General features: G+C 65.9%; 22 protein-coding genes. 14 read left to right on the forward strand and 8 right to left on the reverse strand.

Features of this window, described 5'->3' with window-relative positions; genetic code table 11:
- Positions 1–279: 279 nt before the first annotated feature.
- A complete protein-coding gene (locus tag ACIBW7_RS39575; protein ID WP_397055660.1) occupies positions 280–1,254 on the reverse strand; it encodes a M23 family metallopeptidase in 975 nt (324 codons plus the stop codon).
- A 137-nt stretch (positions 1,255–1,391) separates the two neighbouring features.
- Between ACIBW7_RS39575 and ACIBW7_RS39580 the strand changes: the two genes are divergently transcribed.
- The 5 genes from ACIBW7_RS39580 (at position 1,392) to ACIBW7_RS39600 (ending at position 6,316) form a co-directional block, all read left to right on the forward strand.
- A complete protein-coding gene (locus ACIBW7_RS39580; RefSeq protein WP_397055662.1) occupies positions 1,392–2,558 on the forward strand; it encodes a pyridoxal phosphate-dependent aminotransferase in 1,167 nt (388 codons plus the stop codon).
- A gap of 141 nt (positions 2,559–2,699) precedes the next feature.
- The gene (locus ACIBW7_RS39585; RefSeq protein ID WP_040686341.1) at positions 2,700–3,338 is read left to right on the forward strand and encodes a TetR/AcrR family transcriptional regulator; all 639 of its coding nucleotides are present in this window, start codon (positions 2,700–2,702) and stop codon (positions 3,336–3,338) included.
- A 6-nt stretch (positions 3,339–3,344) separates the two neighbouring features.
- On the forward strand, positions 3,345–4,766 hold the full coding sequence (gene purB / locus ACIBW7_RS39590) for an adenylosuccinate lyase (RefSeq protein WP_397055665.1): 1,422 nt from the start codon (positions 3,345–3,347) through the stop codon (positions 4,764–4,766).
- A gap of 22 nt (positions 4,767–4,788) precedes the next feature.
- A complete protein-coding gene (locus tag ACIBW7_RS39595) occupies positions 4,789–5,211 on the forward strand; it encodes an HIT family protein (RefSeq protein ID WP_397055667.1) in 423 nt (140 codons plus the stop codon).
- 148 nt (positions 5,212–5,359) lie between these two features.
- Complete coding sequence (locus tag ACIBW7_RS39600) at positions 5,360–6,316, forward strand: alpha/beta hydrolase (protein ID WP_397055669.1); 957 nt, start codon at positions 5,360–5,362, stop codon at positions 6,314–6,316.
- Between the two features lie 2 nt (positions 6,317–6,318).
- On the opposite strand, the gene ACIBW7_RS39605 is transcribed toward ACIBW7_RS39600, so the two are convergent.
- The gene (locus ACIBW7_RS39605; protein WP_397055671.1) at positions 6,319–7,353 is read right to left on the reverse strand and encodes a DUF2330 domain-containing protein; all 1,035 of its coding nucleotides are present in this window, start codon (positions 7,351–7,353) and stop codon (positions 6,319–6,321) included.
- Between the two features lie 42 nt (positions 7,354–7,395).
- A complete protein-coding gene (locus tag ACIBW7_RS39610; protein ID WP_397055673.1) occupies positions 7,396–8,484 on the reverse strand; it encodes an alkene reductase in 1,089 nt (362 codons plus the stop codon).
- A 186-nt stretch (positions 8,485–8,670) separates the two neighbouring features.
- Between ACIBW7_RS39610 and ACIBW7_RS39615 the strand changes: the two genes are divergently transcribed.
- Together ACIBW7_RS39615 and ACIBW7_RS39620 are read left to right on the forward strand one after the other, a co-directional pair.
- Positions 8,671–9,042, forward strand: a complete 372-nt coding sequence (locus ACIBW7_RS39615) for a MerR family transcriptional regulator (protein WP_397055675.1) — start codon at positions 8,671–8,673, stop codon at positions 9,040–9,042.
- A 10-nt stretch (positions 9,043–9,052) separates the two neighbouring features.
- Positions 9,053–11,224: a S9 family peptidase gene (locus ACIBW7_RS39620; protein ID WP_397055677.1), complete on the forward strand. Its 2,172-nt coding sequence runs from the start codon at positions 9,053–9,055 to the stop codon at positions 11,222–11,224.
- Between the two features lie 31 nt (positions 11,225–11,255).
- On the opposite strand, the gene ACIBW7_RS39625 is transcribed toward ACIBW7_RS39620, so the two are convergent.
- Positions 11,256–11,699: a MarR family winged helix-turn-helix transcriptional regulator gene (locus ACIBW7_RS39625; RefSeq protein ID WP_397055679.1), complete on the reverse strand. Its 444-nt coding sequence runs from the start codon at positions 11,697–11,699 to the stop codon at positions 11,256–11,258.
- A 120-nt stretch (positions 11,700–11,819) separates the two neighbouring features.
- Here ACIBW7_RS39625 and ACIBW7_RS39630 point away from each other — a divergent pair, with 120 nt between their 5' ends.
- Positions 11,820–12,470 carry a nitroreductase family protein gene (locus ACIBW7_RS39630; RefSeq protein ID WP_397055681.1) on the forward strand — a complete coding sequence of 217 codons (651 nt, stop codon included), beginning with the start codon at positions 11,820–11,822 and terminating at the stop codon, positions 12,468–12,470.
- A gap of 1 nt (position 12,471) precedes the next feature.
- Here ACIBW7_RS39630 and ACIBW7_RS39635 read toward each other — a convergent pair whose 3' ends face one another.
- Complete coding sequence (locus ACIBW7_RS39635; protein WP_397055683.1) at positions 12,472–12,762, reverse strand: hypothetical protein; 291 nt, start codon at positions 12,760–12,762, stop codon at positions 12,472–12,474.
- 103 nt (positions 12,763–12,865) lie between these two features.
- Between ACIBW7_RS39635 and ACIBW7_RS39640 the strand changes: the two genes are divergently transcribed.
- Entirely contained in the window at positions 12,866–13,567 is a 702-nt protein-coding gene (locus ACIBW7_RS39640; protein ID WP_397055685.1) for a DUF2334 domain-containing protein, read from the forward strand.
- A 115-nt stretch (positions 13,568–13,682) separates the two neighbouring features.
- Here the strand turns inward: ACIBW7_RS39640 and ACIBW7_RS39645 are convergent, their stop codons facing one another.
- The gene (locus ACIBW7_RS39645) at positions 13,683–15,095 is read right to left on the reverse strand and encodes a glutamate decarboxylase (protein ID WP_397055687.1); all 1,413 of its coding nucleotides are present in this window, start codon (positions 15,093–15,095) and stop codon (positions 13,683–13,685) included.
- A 232-nt stretch (positions 15,096–15,327) separates the two neighbouring features.
- On the opposite strand from ACIBW7_RS39645, the gene ACIBW7_RS39650 reads away from it, so the two are divergent.
- On the forward strand, positions 15,328–16,692 hold the full coding sequence (locus tag ACIBW7_RS39650; protein WP_397055689.1) for a dipeptidase: 1,365 nt from the start codon (positions 15,328–15,330) through the stop codon (positions 16,690–16,692).
- A gap of 91 nt (positions 16,693–16,783) precedes the next feature.
- Here ACIBW7_RS39650 and ACIBW7_RS39655 read toward each other — a convergent pair whose 3' ends face one another.
- Positions 16,784–17,428, reverse strand: a complete 645-nt coding sequence (locus ACIBW7_RS39655; protein WP_397055691.1) for an MBL fold metallo-hydrolase — start codon at positions 17,426–17,428, stop codon at positions 16,784–16,786.
- A 95-nt stretch (positions 17,429–17,523) separates the two neighbouring features.
- On the opposite strand from ACIBW7_RS39655, the gene purS reads away from it, so the two are divergent.
- On the forward strand, positions 17,524–17,763 hold the full coding sequence (purS, locus tag ACIBW7_RS39660) for a phosphoribosylformylglycinamidine synthase subunit PurS (RefSeq protein WP_040686358.1): 240 nt from the start codon (positions 17,524–17,526) through the stop codon (positions 17,761–17,763).
- A gap of 76 nt (positions 17,764–17,839) precedes the next feature.
- A complete protein-coding gene (gene purQ / locus ACIBW7_RS39665) occupies positions 17,840–18,517 on the forward strand; it encodes a phosphoribosylformylglycinamidine synthase subunit PurQ (protein WP_397055693.1) in 678 nt (225 codons plus the stop codon).
- 81 nt (positions 18,518–18,598) lie between these two features.
- Here the strand turns inward: purQ and ACIBW7_RS39670 are convergent, their stop codons facing one another.
- A complete protein-coding gene (locus tag ACIBW7_RS39670; protein ID WP_397055695.1) occupies positions 18,599–19,675 on the reverse strand; it encodes a substrate-binding domain-containing protein in 1,077 nt (358 codons plus the stop codon).
- 49 nt (positions 19,676–19,724) lie between these two features.
- Between ACIBW7_RS39670 and ACIBW7_RS39675 the strand changes: the two genes are divergently transcribed.
- A complete protein-coding gene (locus ACIBW7_RS39675; RefSeq protein WP_397055697.1) occupies positions 19,725–20,150 on the forward strand; it encodes a MarR family winged helix-turn-helix transcriptional regulator in 426 nt (141 codons plus the stop codon).
- A gap of 436 nt (positions 20,151–20,586) precedes the next feature.
- Positions 20,587–21,873 carry a M18 family aminopeptidase gene (locus tag ACIBW7_RS39680; protein WP_397055699.1) on the forward strand — a complete coding sequence of 429 codons (1,287 nt, stop codon included), beginning with the start codon at positions 20,587–20,589 and terminating at the stop codon, positions 21,871–21,873.
- Positions 21,874–21,944 lie beyond the last annotated feature (71 nt).

Consider the following 21,944-nt stretch of genomic DNA (forward strand, 5'->3'; position numbering starts at 1 on the left):
GTGAGTCTTACGAGCGGCCCGTTCGCCTGTCTTGTGTCTGAGTCGTCGGAGCGCATGGGCGACGCAGGTACGGGGCCCCGCCCGCCCGGCACGTGCCCATCAGGCGCCGAACGATCCGCCATCAGCGACCCCAACGGAGCGAGTCTTACGAGCGACCGTTCGCGGCCCGTCTCGCGTCCGAGTCGTCGAAGCGCATGCGCCGCAGGCGCGAGTCTCGACGACTCGGACGCGAGACACAGGGGGCCGCGAACACGCCGCGCCGAAGGCGCGGCCAAAGACTCAGCCGAAGCTGAGTCCGTGCACCGCCAACCACTGCTGCGGGTCGACGTGCTGTCCGTTGACGATGACCTCGAAGTGCAGATGCGGCCCGGTGGAGTCACCGCGGTTGCCCATGCGAGCAATCTGCATACCTGCCGGAACGCGCTCGCCGACCGAGACGAAGAAGTCGTACATATGGCCGTAGACGGTGATGCTGCCGTCATCGTGCCGGATCCGCACCCATAGTCCGAATCCCTGTGCGGGTCCCGCATCGATGACGGTGCCGCCGGCGACGGCATAGATCGGGGTGCCGATCGGCCCCGCGATATCGATTCCGTTGTGGAAAGTGCCCCAGCGCGAACCGAATCCGGAGGTGAAGGTGCCGCGCGTGGGTAACACCATGCCGGTGATGCCGGGCAGCACCGAACCCGTCGTGACCGGCGCGCTGCCCGCCATCCACGGCTGATACCCACCGGACACGGCCGCGGCCGCCTCGGCCTTGGCGCGTTCCAGGGTCGTGCGGGCCGCGGCCGCGACCACCTCCTGTTCACGGATGCGCTCACCGTTGGCGATGGCATTCAGATAGCGCTTCACCGACGGCGGTGTCGACTGCATCTGCTGTGGATAGGCGAAGGCGACGCGTTGCGCTTCGTCCTTGCCGGGCGTGCGATCGGTGACGCCCCAGGTGAACGAGGAATCAGCCGCCGCGAATACGGCCGTGACGCAGACTCCCGCGATCAGGATCCGGTGCTTGCGCAATAGCGCGCGATAGTCGGGTCTGGGCCGGTCCTCCCACAGCGCGTGCAGGTCGGGCAGTGGTTGCCGACGCAGCCAGACCAGGCCGTCCTTGCAGTCGCCGAGCACCGAACGCGCCCGCCTACGCAACTCGGATCCGCGCCGTTCCCGCAACTTGGCACGCCAATCGGGGGGTATGACACCGATGCCACCCACCCCGGGTACTCGGTCCAGCCGCGCACGGCGAGCCTCGTCAAGCATTAGCGCCGACAATAACCCGCGCCGCATGCCACGCACATGCCGAACCGCGGGTCGGTCGCATTTCGGTACCTGACGAGTTCGGCAAAAGCCGAGTATCGGCGCACACCCGATGTGCGGAACCGTCTACCGTACGTCGAGTGTCCAGAGAATCTCGCCGGTCGACCATTCCACCTTTCTACGTGATGGATGTCTGGAAAGCCGCCGCGGAACGGGCCAGGACGCACGGCGATGTGCTGGTGCTGGCGGCCGGGCAGCCCTCGACGTCCGCGCCCGCTCCGGTGCTACGCGCGACGAAGGCGGCGATCGATTCCGAATTACTAGGCTACACAGAGACATTCGGCATTCTGCCGCTGCGCGAGGCGATCGCCGAACACCACCGCGATACCTACGGATACGCCGTCGAACCCGATGACGTCGTGGTGACGACCGGCTCTTCCGGTGCGTTCACCCTCATCTTCCTGGCCGCATTCGACGCCGGGGACACCGTCGTGGTGGCCAGGCCCGGATATCCGGCCTATCGCAACTCCCTTACCGCGCTGGGCTGTCGCGTAGTCGAACTCGATTGCGGTGCGGAGACCCGATTCCAGCCGACGGTCGCCATGCTGGAGACGCTCCCGGAACCGCCCGCGGGTCTGATCGTTGCCAGTCCGGCCAACCCGACCGGCACGATGATCGCTCCGGATGAGCTCGCCGCGCTGGCCCGCTGGTGCGATGCGCACGACACCCTGCTGATCTCCGACGAGATCTACCACGGCATCACCTACCAGGGCGTAAGCGGCGGCCGGACGTCATCGGCCTGGGAGACCTCGCGCGAATCCGTGGTCATCGGTTCGGTCTCGAAGTACTTCTCGATGACCGGCTGGCGGCTCGGCTGGATGCTGGCGCCGAGCGGATTGCGGCCCGCGCTGCAGCGGCTCGCATCCAATATGACCGTGTGTCCGCCCGCGGTCTCGCAGTTCGCGGCGCTGCACGCGTTCGGCGCCGAGGCCAAGGAGGAACTCGACGGTCACGTTCGCCGCTATGCGGTGAATCGGCAACTGCTGCTGGAGGGGCTGCCCAAGCTCGGTATCACCGAGCTGGCCCCGGCCGACGGCGCCTTCTACGCCTACGCCGATATCGGCCACCTCACCGACGATTCCCGGAAGTGGTGCGCCGAGGTGCTCGACCACACCGGAGTCGCCTTGGCCCCCGGAATCGATTTCGATACCGTGGCGGGGCACCGGACGGTACGGTTCTCCTTTGCCGGAGCTACCGCGGACATCGAGGCGGCACTAGTTCGGCTGGGTCACTATCTGCGTGGTTGATCATGCTGTCCGACAACGAGTTTGCACAGTTCGGCACCGTGAACGAGCAGATGCGGTAAAACAACGATGGCTGGGCTTTCACTCCTTGGGTTTCCTCTGATTTCGCACGGATGAACTGATGATGACTGGCACGATGGCACGGTGATAACCGCGACGACCCCGAAAGGCGAACGGCGTCGCCAGGCTTTGGTAGCGGCCGCCGCCGAGTTGTTACTCGAAGGCGGATTCGATGCGGTGCGGCATCGCTCGGTTGCAACGCGCGCCGACCTTCCGCTGGCGTCGACGACGTACTACTTCGAGTCGCTCGATGATCTGATCGCGCGCGCGGTCGAATTCAGCGGCAATGCGGAGCTGGACGCGATGCGGCGTCGGGTCGGCGAGGTAAGCCACCGCAGACGCGGCGCGGAAGCGACCGTCGACCTGGTGTTGGACCTGCTGGTGGGGTCGGACGGAAACGACGAGGGCGCACGCGGGCAGCTCATCGCGCGCTATGAGCGTTCGGTGGCATCGGCGCGGCATCCGGAGCTGCGGGAAGTGCAGCTCCGACTAAGGGCGCAGCTGGACGAACTGCTCGCCGATGTGCTGCGCCGCTCCGATCGGGCGGTTCGGGCGGAACAGTTGCGCAGGATGGTCGCGGTGGTAGACGGGGCCGTAGTGGCGGCGCTGAGCGAAATGGACCCGGAGCCAAGGCGAATGGCGCGCGGTGCGTTGCTCGAGGTCATCGATATCGTCGCGCCCGCGACGCCGCAGCAGGTCGACAGGTTCCGGACACTAGACTGACAAGACGTGAGCCTTGTCCCGAACGTCCTTGCCACTCGATACGCCAGCCCCGAGTTGGTGCATCTCTGGTCGCCCGAGAACAAGATCGTGCTCGAGCGGCGGCTGTGGCTGGAGGTGTTGCGGGCGCAGTCCGAACTCGGCATCGATCTGCCCGCCGGCGTCATCGACGATTACGAGCGGGTCATTGATCAGGTGGATCTCGCCTCGATCGCCGAGCGTGAGCGGGTCACCCGCCACGATGTGAAGGCGCGCATCGAGGAATTCAATGCGCTGGCCGGGCACGAGCATGTGCACAAGGGCATGACCAGCCGCGATCTCACCGAGAATGTGGAGCAGCTGCAGATCCGGCTCTCGCTCGAGCATGTGCACGGGCACGGTGTCGCGGCGGCGGCGCGGCTGGCCGAGCGGGCCGCCGAGTACCACGCGCTGGTGATGGCGGGTCGTTCGCACAATGTGGCCGCCCAGGCCACCACGCTGGGTAAGCGGTTCGCCTCCGCCGCCGACGAGCTGCTGATCGCGCTGACCCGCCTGCGCGAGCTCATCGACCGCTACCCGCTGCGCGGTATCAAGGGCCCGATGGGCACCGCGCAGGACATGCTCGATCTGCTCGGCGGCGATTCGGCCAAGCTTGCGACGCTGGAGCAGCAGGTCGCGCGGCATCTCGGCTTCGCGAATGTGCTGACCAGCGTCGGTCAGGTATATCCGCGCTCGCTCGATCACGATGTGCTGTCGGCGCTTGTTCAGGTAGGTGCGGGCCCGTCGTCGTTCGCGCACACCATTCGGCTGATGGCGGGCCACGAGCTGGTCACCGAGGGCTTCCAGCCCGGCCAGGTCGGCAGCTCCGCGATGCCGCACAAGATGAACACCCGCTCCTGCGAGCGCGTCAACGGGCTGCAGGTGGTGCTGCGAGGTTATGCCTCGATGGCCGCCGAACTCGCTGGCGCGCAATGGAATGAGGGCGATGTCTTCTGCTCGGTGGTGCGCCGCGTCGCGCTGCCGGACGCTTTCTTCGCCATCGATGGCATGATCGAAACCTTCCTCACCGTGCTCACCGAATTCGGCGCCTACCCGGCCGTCATCTCCCGCGAACTCGACCGCTACCTGCCCTTCCTCGCCACCACCCGCATGCTCATCGCCGCCGTGCGCGCCGGGGTGGGCCGCGAAACCGCCCACGAGGTAATCAAGGAACACGCCGTGGCCGTCGCCCTCGCCATGCGCGAACAGGGTCGCGAACCCGACCTGCTGGACCGCCTGGCCACCGACTCCCGCTTCCCCTTGGACCGCGCCGGTTTGGAGGCCGCCCTGGCCGACAAGTCCGCCTTCGTCGGGGCAGCCGAAGCCCAGGTCTCGGATGTCGTCGCGGCCGTCCAAAAGCTGGTGGACCAGTACCCGGACGCCGCTCGCTATACCCCGTCGCCGATCCTCTAGCCGACCGGCCATAGTGATCGGCGTGAATCCGTACACGATCTTCGGGGACATTGTGGCCGGGCGGGCCGCGGCCAGCCGGGTATATGAGGACGATGATGTGGTGGCGTTCATGGATATTCGGCCCATGACGCCGGGGCATTTACTCGTGGTGCCGAAGGTGGCGGCACGGAGTCTGGCGGAATTGGATCCGGCGGTCGGTGGGAAGTTGTTCCAGGTGGCGCAGAAATTGGCCGGGGCGCTGCGGGACAGCGAGGTGGGGTGTGATGGAGTTAACTTCTTCTTGGCCGACGGCGTGACCGCGGGGCAGGAAGTATTCCATGTGCACCTGCATGTCATTCCGCGGACGCCGGGTGACGGGTTCGGATTACGTGGGCGGCCGACCAGTCCGCACCGCGCTGACTTGGACTATCTGGCGAGTTCGATCCGCGGCGCGCTCGATCGCTGAGCCGCCGCCGGGCCGGGCTGTGACTGCCGTGAAAGTTATTACCTACCGGAAAGTTTGCCGCGGAAACACCGGATCAAGAGTCTCTTCTCCAACGTCTCGACGTGAGCTACGTTGAAGGCCATTGTCATGCGGTGATGGAGGTAGGTTCGTGCGGCGAACGAAGATTGCTGTTGCGGTGCTGGCCTTTACGATCGCGCTGACGGGGCCGATGCTTGTCGAGCCGGCCACGGCATCGGCCGCACGGATCGATCGAATCGATGAACTGAGCTCGACGCGCTCGGCGCTGTTCATCGAGTCGCCATCGATGGGACGGATCATCCAAGTCGAGGTTCTGCACCCGGCGGGCGGCGGCTCGCATCCGTCCTTCTACCTGTTGGACGGCCTCGATCCGGGCATCAACCAGAGCACCTGGACCAATGCCACCGACGCCGAATCCTTCTTCCGGGGCAAGAACGTCAATGTGGTGCTGCCGGTCGGCGGCCAGGCCAGCTACTACACCGACTGGCAGCGCGACGATCCCAAATTCGGCCGCTACCAGTGGGAAACCTTCCTGACCGAGGAGCTGCCGCCGATCATCGACGCCCGATACGGCAATGGCGTCAATGCCATCGGCGGTCTGTCGATGGGCGGCAATGCGGCCTTCATCCTCGCCGCCCGCCATCCCGAGTTGTACCAGGCGATCGCGGGCTACAGCGCCTGTCCCGACACAACTCTCGCCATGGGTGCGGTGATGTTCTCCATCGCCAACCGCGGCGGCGACCCGGTGAATATGTGGGGCGGTCCCGGCAGCCCGGCCTGGGCCGAACACGATGCGGCGGCGCTCGCGGATCGCTTGCGCGGCAAGACGATCTACCTCTCCACCGGCACCGGCATACCCGGTCCGCACGAGGCCGAGGTCAAACCCCAACTGGGCGAGAACATCGTCCTCGGCGGCCCGGTCGAGGTCGGCGTCAACACCTGCGTCATCTCGTTCGAACAGCGGCTGCGTGCCCTCGGCATCCCCGCCGAGATCGACTACAGCCCGACCGGAACTCACTCCTGGTCCTACTGGCAGGACACCCTGCATGCCTCCTGGCCGACCATCGGTCCGGCGATCGGAGCCTGAGATCAGGCCCGCAGCACGCGGACGATGGCGAATACCACGACGATCGCGGCCAGGAAGACCGTGCCGAGGATGACGATGCCCCCGGGCACGCCGAATAGTTCCACGTTCTCGGTTCGGTGGATCGTCTGGTAGACCTCCGCGTCACTGGTATCGGCCTCGAAGGCGAAGTCGGAGCGGATATCCGCCGGGCTATCGATCGAAATCCGCAGTTCGGTCAGGTAGTTGCGGCCATTCGTCGTCACCGGCGCGAGCTCTGGATCCGATGACGCGACCCGGCCTGCGAAATCGACGCGCACACTCTGGGCGGTGGCATCGGGATCGGAGCGTCGCAAGCGGTGCTCGCTCAGCGCGTAAAGGTGCACGTACTGGGCCTGTTCGGCGGCGCTCGACATGCGCATCGGATACACGAACCGATCCGAATCGAAACTCAGGCGCACCGGATCTATTGCGCCGTCGAGCGGTCGGGCGCTGGTGAGGCGCATAGCGACGAAGGACCAGCCCTCGCGCAGATACGGTTCGAGGGTGCCGACCACCTCGGGACGCATCTCGTAGCCGTTGTCGCTCAGCCACTTTCGAATGCCATCCAAGTTGCCGCCGGACAGGGTGGTTGCCTCCAGCGGGCCGAGTTGCACGCGGTCGAGGACGGTCGGGCCGCCACCGGCAGCGCTCATAGCGCCCTCGCCCGCGGTGTCGCTGGAACCCGAGCCGAACCATCGACGCTGGGTGATGACCTTGGGGGCGGTCAAGTTCGCCAGTTCGGTAAAGGTCGCGGCGGAACCGCCCGCGACGGTCGCCGGTTTCGGCGTCGGCACGATCAGCGCCGCCTGGTCGGTGCCGGATTTCAGCGCGAGCCGCATGAGCACCGTCTCCCGCCGACCGTCCCAGCTGACCAGCGCCGTCTCCTCGCGCACCGACGTCAGGTGACCCGGTGGATTGGCGACCCCGCCGCACGCGCATGCGGAAGCCGGTGCGAGCGCGCCGATTCCAGCTGTGGCGAACAGCATCCCGATGACGGCCAGCAGGTGAACAGCGCGCATGGCCGCGAGCCTAGTGGGCTGCGCGGCCGTGCGGCCGGACCATCAGGCGCACCGCGTTTCGCGCAACTGCCAGCTCGGATAGTCACTGTACCCAGCCGCATCGCGCCCGTACAGCAGCGCCTCGCGGATCGAAGCCAGCGGCAGATCATGCGTAATCCGTTCCACCAGATCGGGATTGGCAATGAACGCGCGTCCGAACGACACCAGATCGGTGAGCCCTTGCCGGAGCGCTGTCTCGGCCTCGTCCGCGCTGGTGGGCTTGCGGTTCTCACCGATATTCGCGATGAGCGTGCCGTGCCAGCGTGGCCGCAGATCGGCGAGCGCCGGATAGTCGTCGTTATCGGTCAGATGCAGATAGGCCAGGTCGCGGCGATCCAACTCGGCCACCAGCGTGCGGTACAGCGGTGCCGGATCGGCCTCGTACATATTGAACTGCGGGTTGCCCGGTGACAGGCGAATGGCGGTCCGGTGCGATCCGACGGCCCCGACGACGGCGTCGACGATGGCCAGCGGTGCACGCATGCGGTTCTCGATCGAGCCGCCGAATTCATCGGTACGCAGATTCGTGTTGTCGGCCAGGAACTGGTGCGGCAGATAGCTATTGGCGCCGTGGATCTCGACACCGTCGAAGCCCGCCGCCATCGCATTGGCCGCAGCGGCCGCGAAATGCTCGACTACGGCGGCGATTTCGGCACGGCTGTACGCAGCCGGCGTGATCGGATCGGCCTTGGTGCCGTCGAGCAGGTGCGGCCGATCGTCATCCACCACGGACGACGGTCCGGTGGGCCACGAGCCGTCGACCCGTGCCAGCGGATGTCCCTTGCGACCTCCGTGCATCAGTTGTGCGACGATCCGCCCGCCCGCCGCGTGTACCGCATCGGTGACCTTCCGCCAGGCATCGACATGGCGACCCGTCTGCAGGCCCGGCACCCAGGCCTCGCTCTGGCCGGTCGAATGCGGCCAGATGCCCTCGGTCACGATCAGTCCGGCCGTGGCCCGCTGCGCGTAGTAATCGACGACATCGGCGGTGGGCGAGCCGTCCGGATGCGAGCGCAACCGGGTCATCGGTGACATGACGATGCGATTGGGCAGGGCCAGAACATGGTTGCGGTATTCGCTCAATAGCTGCATGACGGCACCATAAAACCTGACATCGATGTGAGGTCAAGTAAGCTCGATATCGCAATGGCTGATCTCGGAGCACATGGGTAACTCGTCAGGAACGCCCAGCAGGCCTTTCGTGCTCGACCGCCGGACCGTAGCGGGACTGCCGTTGCACTCACTTGTCGGCAAAAGGTCCGGGGAGGCGGTACAGATATGCGTATCGGCGAGCTGGCCGTGCGGACCGGGGTGAGTGTCCGGTCGCTGCGGTACTACGAGACCAAGGGCATGCTCGGATCCGAGCGCACCTCCGGTGGTCAGCGCGAATATCCGGAGTCGGCGGTCGCGCGGGTGCTGCGCATACGCGAGATGTTCGCCGCGGGCATCGGCAGCGACACCGTCAGCCAGCTTCTGCCGTGTATCCACGACGAAGACGGCACGCCGAACGAACTGGCGACACCGTTCCTGGTGGACAAGCTGGCCGAGGAGCGCCGCCGCATCGACCAGGCCATGACCGATCTGCACCGGGCGGGCGCGGTACTCGACGAGATCCTCCGAGCGGCGGGCGGTGCGCAGCCCGAACAGTAGGGTGGAGCCCATGGCTCTCGACAGTGGAATCGGAACGCTCGCCGGTCCGGGTGATGTGACGGCCCCGGTCGCCAAGACGGTGCGCACCGAGCGGGTGCACCACGGCGACGTCTTCATCGATGAGTACGAATGGCTCCGCGATAAAGAAGACCCCGAGGTCATCGCGTACCTCGAGGCCGAGAATGCCTACACCGAGGCGCAGACCGCCCACCTCGGCGGACTGCGGAACAGGATCTTCGACGAGATCAAGTCGCGCACCCAGGAGACCGATCTTTCGGTGCCGACCCGGATGGGCGAGTACTGGTACTACTCGCGCAGCTTCGAGGGCAAGCAGTACGGCGTGCACTGCCGCTGTCCCATCGATGCAGCGGCCGAGGGGATCGATGCCTGGACCCCGCCGCAACTCGAGGTCGATACCGAGATTCCCGGGGAGCAGGTGCTGCTCGACAGCAACCAGGTCGCCGAGGGCCACGACTTCTTCGCACTGGGCGCGTTCTCGGTCAGCCATGACGGCAACCTGCTCGCGTACTCGGTCGACACCAGCGGTGACGAGCGCTATCTGCTGCGCTTCAAGGATCTGCGCTCCGGCGAGGTGCTTGCCGACGAGATCGCGGGCACCGCACCCGGCGCGACCTGGTCGCTGGACGGCACGCACGTCTTCTATCAGACGGTCGACGAATCCTGGCGGCCCGACACCGTATGGCGGCACCGGCTCGGTACGGGCAAGGATGACGACGTCAAGGTCTTCCACGAGCCCGATGAGCGCTACTGGGTGAGCATCGGCGCGACGCGCTCGGAGAAGTACCTGATGATCTGGGTCGGCTCCAAGATCACCACCGAGGGCTGGGTGCTCGAATCCGATAATCCGGAAGGGGATTTCCGGGTCATCATTCCGCGCCGCGACGGCGTCGAGTACTCCGCAGAGCATGCGGTGGTCGGGGGCGAAAACCGGTTCCTGATCCTGCACAACGATGTCGTGGACGGGGTGAAGGCCGAGAACTTCGTACTCGCCGAGGCGCCGGTATCGGATCCGTCGAATATGACGCTGCTGATCGGCCATCGCGACGATGTGCGGCTCGAGGATATCGATCCGTTCGCCAGTCATCTGGTGCTGAGCTACCGGCGCGAAGCCCTGACCCGCATTGCCATTTGGCCGCTGACCGAATCCGGCTACGGCGAGCGACGCGAACTCGAATTCGATCTGGAACTCTTCGCGGTCGGTTCCGGCGCCAATCCGGAGTGGGAGCAGCCGACGCTGCGGATCGGGCTGACCTCGTTCATCACGCCGATGCAGGTCTTCGACTATGTGCCCGCTACCGGTGAGCTGCTGCTGCGCAAAGAGCAGCCGGTGCTCGGCGGCTACGACGCGAACGACTATGAGCAGCACCGGGATTGGGCGATCGCCGCGGACGGCACCCGGATTCCGATCTCGCTGGTGCGCAAGAAGGGTCTGTCTGCGGGGCCGAAACCGCTGCTGCTGTACGGATACGGCTCATACGAGGCCAGTATGGATCCGTCCTTCTCGGTATCGCGGCTTTCGCTGCTCGACCGCGGCATGGTGTTCGCGGTGGCGCATGTGCGGGGCGGCGGTGAAATGGGGCGGCTCTGGTACGAGCACGGCAAGACGCTCACCAAGAAGAACACCTTCACCGATTTCGTCTCCTGCGCAAGGCATCTCATCGATACCGGCGTTACCTCCGCGGACCGGGTGATCGCCGACGGCGGCAGTGCGGGCGGCCTGCTGGTGGGCGCGGTGGCGAACCTGGCACCCGAGTTGTTCAAGGGCATCCTGGCCAACGTGCCGTTCGTCGACCCGCTCACCTCGATCCTCGACCCGTCGTTGCCGCTCACCGTCATCGAATGGGACGAGTGGGGAAATCCATTGGCGGACAAGGGCGTCTACGACTACATGAAGTCCTACGCGCCCTACGAGAACATCGAAGCCAAGGACTACCCGGCCATTCTGGCCATCACCAGCATCAACGACACCCGCGTGCTCTATGTCGAACCCGCCAAGTGGGTCGCCAAACTGCGCGCCACCAAGACCGGCGACACACCGCTGCTGCTCAAGACCGAAATGAGCGCTGGCCACGGCGGCGTCAGCGGCCGCTACGAGAAGTGGAAGGAAGTCGCCTTCGAATACGCCTGGGTGCTCGACACCCTCGGTCTGGCCGACGCGTAGGTCGGGTGAGCGGTCGGTACACCCCGGCCGCTCACCCGATGGGTACCAACAGTCTGCCGAGTAGCGCCGTGAGCTGGCGGCGCTCCGCGGCGGTCAGCGCTGCGAAGGTCTCATCCAGATAGGCCGGAATCGCGGCCTCCGCCTCATGTAGCCGTTCACGGCCTGCATCGGTGATCGTCACGGCATAGGAGCGGCGGTCGTGCGGATTGCGTTCGCGCCGTACGTAATCCGACTTCTCCAGGTCATCGCAGACGCTGACCATGACGCTGCGATCGATTCGCAGTTCCGCGCTCAGTGTCTGCTGCGAGCACGCGCCGACGGCATCGAGCATCTTCAAAACCAACTGCTGCCCAACTCCCAAACCCTGTGCTGCGGCGTGGATTTCGCCTGCTCTGGCCACGGCGGTCGATGCGCGGCACAGCGCGATATCCGGCCGTTCGGCGGCGAGCTGTGGAAAGTAGGTCGGTTTGGCCATGGTTCCTCACTGTCGGTGGCGTCAGCCTACCATCGATCATCTGCCGCTCAATCGTTTGACAGCAGATGATTTGTGGTCATACGGTCTTATCGTCTGCACGAATCGGCCGGAGGAGTACCGATGACAACGCTGGATCTGACCCCGGATGAGTTGCTGTCCACGACCCGTGCCGTGCGCAAACGCTTGGATTTCGACCGTCCGGTGCCGCATGCGCTGATCGAGGAGTGCATCGATCTCGCAACCCAGGCGCCCACCGGACGTAATCGGCAGCGCTGGCATTTCATCGTCGTCACCGATCGGGCCAAGCGTCGAGTGGTCGGCGATATCTTCCGTCGGGCGCTCACCCTCGGGACCGGACAGCCGCTGACCGCCGATGACGTGTGGCGCATGAACTATGCACCGCGTTCGACCGAACGGGTCTTCGACGGGCTGCGCTATCTCGCCGAGAACATCCATCGTGTTCCGGCCATGGTGATCCCGGCCATCGAGGGCCGAACCGATCGCGCCTCGGTCGAGATCCAGTCGGGCGCTTGGGGGTCCATTCTGCCCGCCGTGTGGAGCTTCATGCTCGCCGCCCGCGCCCGCGGACTGGGCACCACCTGGACCAGTGCGCAGGGTCCGCTGGAGCGCGAACTCGCTGCGGCACTCGGGATTCCGTACGACAAGGTGATGCTGGCGGCATTCATTCCGCTGGCCTACACCCTCGGCACCGACTTCAAACCCGCCGTCCGGGTGCCGAGGGCGCAGGTACTGCACTGGGAGCGGTGGTAGGTCAGAGGCCGCAGGTACGCATGTTGTCCAGGAACGTTGCGCGATCGCTGTCGCGGAATTCCTCGATCCCCTGGTATGCGCCGTTCGCATCCATGATCGCGATGTAGGCGTTGGCGATCTGATCCGGCGTCGCGTCCGGGGTCTTGCTGCGCACCTGGTTGACGAAACCCTGTGTCGCCGTGCATGTTTCGTCTTGACTGAAGATCTGGGGATCGCCCGGATCGGCTAGGGCCGTAGCCGGTGCGATGAGCAGGAGTGGAACTGACAGAGCGCTGAGCAGGGCTGTCTTCACGCCGGAGATCCTAGGGGAGATGTGCCGCGGGTGGAACGCAGTGTTCGTCGGCGGGTCATCCGCCCTGCACGCCGAGTACATCTGCGGCTGGCACGGTAAGGCCATGAACGCTGAGCTGATCGTGTCGATTTCCGGGATCCGGGACACCACGCGGGACGCGGCTATCGAGTTCGCGGCCGAAATGGATCGCCGCGATGTGCGGCTTTCGCTGCTGGTCGCGCCCCGGTTGAAGGGTGGCTACCGGCTGGTGGAAGATCCGGCGACGCAGTCGTGGCTGCGCGGTCGGCGGGCCCGCGGCGATGCGATCGTGCTGCACGGCTACGACCAGGCGGCGACCAAGCGCCGCCGAGCCGAATTCGCCACACTGCCCAGGCACGAGGCGCGGCTGCGGCTGACCGCGGCGGATCGGGTGCTCGAGCAGGTGGAACTGCGTACCCGGTTGTTCGCGGCCCCGCGCTGGGATGCCTCGGCGGGCGCCATCGAGGCGCTGCCCGAGGCCGGTTTCCGGCTCGCGCTCGGGCTGACCTCGATTCTCGATCTCGAGCGCAATATCGCCCAGAAGGCGCGGGTCTTAGGCATGGGCGAGGGTTTCCGCGCCGAGCCGTGGTGGTGTCGTGCGCTGGTGCTCGGCGCGGCCAGGACCGCACGTCGCGGCGGTGTGCTGCGGCTGGCCGTTTCCGCCGCTCAGCTCGGCCGCTCCGGTCCGCGGCAGGCAATGCTCGACGCGGTCGATCTCGCTTTGTTCCACGGCGCGGCCAGCGACGTGTACCGCTGGGAGCCGTTCGTCGCCGTCAAAGCGGCCTGATCGGGTCCGCCGGAAGCCGTGCAGGGGTGTGGTCGGCACCGCCCGCACGAGGCGCCGCCGCCCGTAATGGCGTGACCGGGCGGCGGCGCGCGGCGTAATCGACTCTCCGCCAGCGCTATTTGCGGCTCGGTCGGACGGGTTTGGCCTTCTCGCTCGGTACGACCGCGGTCGCGTTATGCGTGAATCCGCCCGCTTCCTCTCGGGTGAGCGGTTTGGCTTGTGGATGCTTTTCCAGTTGTGACATACCGCGCGCGATATCGGCGAGCAGCAGGTCGGCCATATCGATGGTGAACCCGTGCCGGACCAGTGCCCGCATGATCGTCTCGTTCTCGCGGTCGGCGGGCAACGGATACGCGGCGATCAGCCAACCCCTGGTCCGCAGCCGATCCGACAGCTCGTAGAGATTGAAGCCGACATCCTCGGTCAGCCGCCACGACACTGCCGCGATGCCCCGATGTGGATCGCCGCCGTGGATCATCTCGAACGGTCCGAGTTTCAGCAGGCCATCGGCCAGATGTTGGGCGACGTGGTAGAGCTGGGACTGCAGTCGGGTGTATCCGGTGCGGCCGAGCCGGATGAATTCGTAGTACGAGGTGATCACCTGCCCGCCGGGGCGGGAGAAGTTGAGATTGAAGGTGGCCATACTGCCGCCGAGGTAATCCACATTGAAGATCAGCTCTTCGGGTAGATCGGCGGCCTCGCGCCAGATCGCCCAGCCCGAGCCCAGCGGCGCGAGCCCGGTCTTGTGGCCGGAGGCATTGATCGATTTGACCCGCGGCAGCCGGAAATCCCAGATCAGATCCGGCGCGGTGAACGGCGCGAGGAATCCGCCGCTGGCGGCGTCGACATGGATCGGGATATCCAGGCCGCTGACCTCCTGCAGCCGGTCCAGTGCCTTGCTTATCTCGGCCACATCCTCGAACAGGCCGGTGTAGGTCTGCCCGAAGGTCGGCACCACCATGATGGTGCGCGCATCGCAGTAGGCGGATATGTCGTCGGGATGCATGGTCAGCCGGTCCCCGCGCAGCGGAATCTGCCGTATCTCCACATCGAAATAGCGCGCGAACTTTTCCCAGCACACCTGCACCGGGCCGCAGACGAAATTCGGGGTACCGGTGCCGCCACGCTTGCGCCAGCGGAATTTGGCGGCCAGACCGCCGAGCATCGCGGCCTCACTCGAGCCGGTGGTGGAGGTGCCGTGCGTGCCTGCCGGATCCGGCGCATGCCACAGATCGGCGACCATTCGCACGCAACGCCGCTCCAATTCGGCGGTCTGCGGGTATTCGTCCTTGTCGACGATGTTCTTGTCCAGGGATTCGTTCATCAGCCTGCGCGCCTGATCGTCCACCCAGGTGGTGCAGAACGTCGCCAGATTCATCCGGGAGACGCCGTCGAGCATCAGCTCGTCGTGCACGATCTCGTAGGCGACCTGCGAGAACAACTCGTTGATCGGAAATCCGGTCTTCGGGGCCGACCGGCGCAGGCCCGGCAGGGCGAATAGGTCGTCGGGCTCAAGTCCTTCTGTCATCGAACCGCCTCCGAATATGGATCGCGTGATGTTTGCGAAAACAGTGGCAACCAGCGTCGACGTTTCAGCATGTCACAGCGGCGACCGGATTTTCGCTGTTCCGATCCGGACGACACAGACCGATCGGTCGGCTGATTTCTCGGTATGTACCGAGCGGTTCATGCCAGAGTGGGCGGGCGGCGCGCGGTCGGCCGCTTCTGTGTGCTGGATCGGATCTGAAATGAGGTTCCGGATGATCGACGACTCCCGAATCGCGGCGCTGCGCCAGCGGGTGGCCGAGCTGATGCCACAAGCGAAAACCGATCTCACCCAACTGGTTTCGTTCAAGTCGGTGGCCGATCCCCGACAGTTCCCGCTGGAGGAATGCGACCGGACCGCGCAGTGGGTGGCCGACGCGGTCGCCGGGGCGGGCCTTACCAAGGTGGGTCTGCACGAAACTCCCGACGGCAGTAAGGCCGTCATCGCCTCGCGTCCCGCGCCGAACGGTGCGCCGACGGTATTGCTGTACTGCCACTACGACGTGCAGCCGCCGCTCGACGACGATGCCTGGCGGACCCCGGTCTGGGAGCTGACCGAGAAGGACGGCCGCTGGTACGGGCGCGGCAGTGCGGACTGCAAGGGCAATATCGTGATGCACCTGACCGCGCTGCGGGCCCTCGGCGCGGATCTGCCGCTCGGGGTGACGCTGGTCGCGGAGGGCTCCGAGGAGCAGGGCACCGGCGGACTCGAACAATTCGTCGAGGCCAATCCGGATCTTTTGCGCGCGGATGCGATTCTGATCGGCGACTGCGGCAATTTCGCGATCGGCGTGCCGACCTTGACCGAGACGCTACGCGGCAGTGTGAACGTTGTCGTCACCATCGAAACCCTCGCCGGGCCAATGCATTCCGGCATGTTCGGCGGTCCCGCTCCCGATGCGCTCGCCGCGCTCGTCCACCTGCTCGCCTCCCTGCGCGACGAACACGGCAACACGACGGTGGCCGGACTGCCCAATGATCAGCGCTGGACCGGTGTGCAGTACTCGGAGGACCGATTCCGAGCGGACGCAGGCGTACTCGGCGGCGTCGAACTCACCGGTGACGGCACCGTCGCCGATATGCTCTGGGCGCGACCGGCTTTGACGGTGCTCGGCATCGACGCGCCGAAGGTGGTCGGCTCAGCGGCGGCCATCCAGCCCGCCGCGCGAGCCCGGCTCAACCTGCGCATTCCGCCGGGCACCGAGCCTGACCAGGCGCTGGAACTGCTGACCGCGCACCTGCGTGCGCATACGCCGTGGCGCGCCAAGCTCACGGTGGAAACCGAGTCGACCGGCGCCCCGTTCCGATCGGCCAGCGGCGGTCCCGCCCGCACTGCCATGGAAGCCGCACTCACCGCCTCATACGGCCGCGCGACCACCACTCAGGGCCAGGGCGGCTCGATCCCGCTGTGCAACATCTTCGCCGACACCTACCCGCACGCCGAGATCATGCTGCTAGGCGTCGAAGAGCCCAAATGCCTCATCCACGCCCCCAACGAAAGCGTCGACCCCTCCGAAATCGAACACATGGCCCTCGCCGAGGCCCTCTTCCTCACCACCTACGCCCAACAGATCCGCTGAGCGGGCGTCGGACGCCCGATCACCATGTATCCGTAGCGGATCCCTCTCGACATTTGCCACCAGGGATACATGGTGATCAACAGTCCAGGAGTTAGAGGTCGCGCTGGTCCTCGGGGGAGATGACGGTGAATTCTGTGGCGGTAGGGCCCATTTCGGCTAGGCGGCCGAAGTAGATGCCCTGGGCTTCGGGTTGGATGATGCCGAAGTGGATGGGGAAGGCGGTGCGGGGAGCGACCGCGCGCAGGTAGTCGACGGCCTCGCTGATGCGCATCCACGGTGCGGATGCGGGGATGGCGAGGATGCCGACCGGTACCGGTGGCACCCAGAGTGAGTCGCCGGGGTGCACGAGTTGGGCCGGGTCGTCCGGGGTGCCGAGTTGGAAGACGGTGTTATCGATCACCGGGATCTCGGGGTGGATCACCGCATGCCTGCCGCCGCCTCCGGTGATCTGGAGATCGCCGAGGGTGATCACATTGCCCGCGTGCACCGCCTCCCACGGTTCGCCGCGCTGCTGTGCGGTCTGTGGGTCGCTGAACAGGCGCGCATTCGGGTTGTTGTCGAGCAGCGCCTCGATCCGGCTCGGATCGATGTGGTCGGGATGCTGGTGGGTGACGGCGATGGCGTCCAGGCCGGTTATGCCCTCGAAGCCGTGCGAGAAGGTGCCCGGATCGAACAGCACCTTCTTGCCGTGCAATTCGACGAGGATGCAGGAGTGACCGAAGTGGGCTATGCGCATGGGGCCATGCTATTTGACTCGACCCCGACCGTAGCTCGGACAACCTGGACAACTACGCTGCTCAGGTAACCCCAACACCACCTGAGGAGCAACGCGTGGCACGAGTCGTGGTCGAGGTGATGCCGAAGGCCGAGATCCTGGATCCGCAGGGTCAGGCCATCGCCGGCGCGCTCCCGCGCCTGGGATTCGCCGGAGTGTCGGATGTGCGGCAGGGCAAGCGATTCGAACTCGATGTCGACGACAGTGTCAGCGACGCGGAGCTCGAACAGATCGCCGAGGCGCTGCTCGCCAACACCGTGATCGAGGACTGGAAGGTCGTGCGGGTCTCGGCATGAGCAAGCGCAGCGAGCGAATCGAAAACACAGCCGCCCTTGCGGGCATGACGGAGTCGAGCGTCAGCGAGGCGCAGTCATGACCGCACGGATCGGGGTCATTACTTTTCCCGGCACGCTCGATGATGTCGACGCCGCTCGGGCGGTGAAACTGGCGGGCGCCGAGGCGGTCAGCCTGTGGCATGCCGATGCCGATCTGAAGCAGGTCGACGCGGTGGTCGTGCCCGGTGGCTTCTCCTACGGTGACTACCTGCGTGCAGGTGCCATCGCCCGGTTCGCCCCGGTGATGGGTGAGGTCGTGAAGGCCGCGGGTAAGGGTTTGCCGATCCTGGGTATCTGCAACGGTTTCCAGGTGCTGTGCGAGGCGGGTCTGCTGCCCGGTGCGCTGACCCGCAACGAGGGCCTGCACTTCGTCTGCCGTGACGAATGGCTGCGTGTCGAAACCGCGAATACCGCATGGACCTCGCGCTTCGAGCCCGGCGCCCAGATCCTCATCCCGATCAAGAACGCCGAGGGTCGCTACCAGGCGTCCGACCGCGTACTCGATGAACTCGAGGGCGAGGGCCGGGTGGTCTTCCGTTACGCGGGCGATAATCCGAACGGCTCCCAGCGCGACATCGCGGGCATTTCCTCGGCCGATGGCCGGATCGTCGGCCTGATGCCGCATCCCGAACACGCCACCGAGCCGCTGACCGGCCCCAGCGACGACGGCCTCGGCCTGTTCCTCTCGGTACTCGACACCCTGGTCGCTGCGTAGTTGTGGCCGCGCCTCCGGCGCGGCGCGTTCGCGGCTCCCTGGTGTCTCGTGCGTGGTGGTCACCGTGTCAGGTGAGTCACCTCAAGTGATGCGGGCGAGGATGTCGAAATCGACGCCGTCGGCCAGCGCGATATAGCCGTGCTGTTGGGCCTGGTTTCCGATGAATCTTCGGGAACCGCCAGGGGTTTCGAGTTGCACGCCCTGATCGAGTGCCGCGTGCACGTCGGGTACGGCCAGTGATCCGACCGTCTCGCCGATCGCGCGCAGGGTGTGGATCGCCTCGTAGCTCATATTGCTGAAACTGGTCAGTGCGGGCGCGAAGGTGCCGTGTAGCCGTCGGTAGCGGGCCAGCCGGTCGCGTCCGTCGTCGGTGTCCGGGTCCACGAAGAAGCTCGATGCCACGTAGAAGTTGTGGTTGGCGGCGGGACCAGCGGTCAGCAGGACGTTCTCGTCGGCGGCCGGGCTGATGCGCAGCAGCGTGTCGGCGCGTCCGGTGGCGGCGAACTGCTGGTTGAAGCGGGAGACATCCGCGCCGACCATCAGGATGATGACGGCATCGGCCTGGTCCAATGCGCGATCGTTGAGGAATTCACCGAAGTCGGGTGCGCCGAGCGGTACGAATCGCTCCAACACGATGGCGCTCGGATCGGCCAGACTGCGCCGCACCGCCTTGGCTGATTCGCGCGGCCAGATGTAGTCGTTGCCGATGATCGCCCAGCGGCGCACACCGTGTTCGCGCTCCAGCCAGTGCACAGCGGGCAGGGTCTGACCCGCCGGATGCTCCCCGAGCATCAGCACCCCGGGTAGCTCATTGGTGAGGCCCTCGTGTCCGGTCGCGAATAGATAGGGCACCCGACTGGCATTGGCGCGCGCGACGGCCAATCGCACCGCCGAGGTGTGCCAGCCGGTGATCGCGTGCACCATTCCGGTGGCGAGCAGCGCGGAAACCTCATCGGCGACTTCGCGCGGATTCCGGCCGCCATCGATATTCGTAGTACGAATTTCGCGGCCGAGAAAACCGGCTCCAGCATTGATTTCGTCGACCGCGAGGGAAATCGCCGCATCGCACGACGCCGCAACGATACCGCCCGGTCCCTGCATCGGGACTATGTTGAGGATCTCGATCGTGCCGTCTGGGCTCTCGCCGAACGCTGACATTCGGTACTCTTCTTCTCGTTCTAGCGAAATTCATGGCAGGCAGGAAATAATGACGACCATTGTAAGCGGATATTCCACGCTGCATGGTGCGCTGCGTGCCGCGGAACGGCGTTGGCTGGATCACCTCGACGCCGCCCTGTGCGCAAGGCAACTGACAGCCGATCAATGGTCGATGCTGTCGAATCTGTCCACCGAGTTCGGGGTCACCATGAGTGAGCTCGCGGCCAGGTCACAGCTACCGCCGTCCTCGGCGACCAGGCATGCCGACGCACTCGCCGAACGCGGCCTGATCTTCCGGGTGGCCGCCGAGGACGACCGTCGCCGCATCCTGATCGGCCTGAGCAGGCTCGGTTCGGATCTGGTCGACGCGGTGCGCGCCGAGGAGGAGCGTGCGGAGCAGGAGTTGCGTTCGCGTATCGGTGCGCGGCGTTATGCCGAGCTGATGCGTTTGCTCGAACTCGTTTCCGCGGAGTAGTTCAAATTGGCACGGACAGGCTCGGTCATCGGATGAATTAACTGGGCAAATTTCCGGTTTCCGCAGCTGTGGGTGCGCGTATTTCCATTCCTTCGGCCAAATTCCAAAGGGAAGTATTTGGTTCGAGATCGACCCGATCGGATCCTGGGACCCTAGCTCGGCGTCTGCAACAGCGTGGCTGGAAAACCCTTCGGCATTTCCAGCCACCATCCTTCTCGGATGTCCTCCGTGCAGACCTCGAGACTGCACACCTCGGTTCCGCTTCATCCGGGTTGGTTCCACCGCACCAACGTGCAGGCCAGTGCCCTGACATTGGTCACCGGGGCTCGCGCTTCCGGCTCCCGGACCCGGGCGAGCAGTGTCGGTGCCCCCGGATAAACGGCAGCCCGACACAGGGCACCGCCAAGTTCTCAGATGCCCTCTTAGGATCACAGGCATGCCCATTTCCACTACCGCTGCCACGGCCGCCGGATTGTGCGCCTTCATCGACGATTCACCGTCGCCGTTCCACGTGTGCCGGACGGTCGCGCGGGAACTGGACGCCCACGGCTTCACCCCGCTCGCGGAGTCGGCGCCGTGGCCATCGGATGGGCCGAGCCGCCATTACGTCGTGCGCGGCGGTTCGCTGGTCGCCTGGGCGACAGCCGATTCCGCCGGTGTGACGCCGTTCCGGGTGGTCGGTGCGCATACCGACAGTCCGAATCTGCGAGTGAAGCAGTATCCGGATCTGGCCGCGGTCGGCTGGCAATTGGTCGGGCTGGAGCCCTATGGCGGCGCCTGGCTGAATTCGTGGCTGGACCGGGAACTCGGGATCTCCGGACGGCTCAGCGTGCGCGACGGAAATGCGGTGCGCGACCAGCTGGTTCGCATCGATGAACCGATTCTTCGGGTGCCGCAGCTGGCCATCCACCTTTCGGAGGACCGCCGGGGTGTCACCCTGGACCCGCAGCGGCACGTCAATGCGATCTGGGGTCTGGGTGCGCGACCGCGCTCGTTCCTCGAGTTCGTCGCCGAATATGCCGAGGTGGATCCGCAGGCGGTGCTCGGCTGGGAGCTGATGACCCACGATCTGGCACCGAGCCGGTTGGTGGGCCGCGACCGCGATCTGGTGAGCGCACCGCGCCTGGACAACCAGGGCACCTGCTACGCCGGATTGAACGCCTTCCTGGCGGCGATCGCGGAACCCGCTGCGGCCATTCCGGTTTTGGCGATGTTCGATCACGAGGAAGTCGGCAGTCAGTCCGATCGCGGCGCACAGTCCGATCTGCTGCCGACGGTGCTGGAGCGCATCGTGCTCGCCCGCGGCGGAGGCCGCGCCGAATACCTGGCCGCCCTGGCCGGATCCGTCTGCGCCTCCGGCGATATGGCGCACGCGACCCATCCCAACTACCCGGACCGGCACGAGCCCGCCCATCGCATCGAAGTCAATGGCGGCCCGGTCCTCAAGGTCAACCAGAATCTCCGCTACGCCACCGACGCCGCAGGTGCGGGCGCGTTCGCCCTGGCCTGCGCCCAAGCCGAGGTCCCCCTGCAACGCTACGTGCACCGCGCAGATCTCCCCTGCGGATCCACCATCGGCCCCATGACCGCCGCCCGCACCGGCATGCCCACCGTCGACGTCGGTGCCGCGCAACTCGCAATGCACTCGGCCCGCGAAATCATGGGCGCAACAGACATTTCGTCCTACGCCGCCGCACTGGGTGCTTTCCTTACCCCTGCCTAGGCCGCCCGCGCCCGTCGAAGGTGGTCATATGGTCGCCGTGGCCCGGCATGGAGTAACCATTTGACTACCCC

The organism is Nocardia sp. NPDC049526, assembly GCF_044465765.1.
GTDB lineage: Bacteria > Actinomycetota > Actinomycetes > Mycobacteriales > Mycobacteriaceae > Nocardia.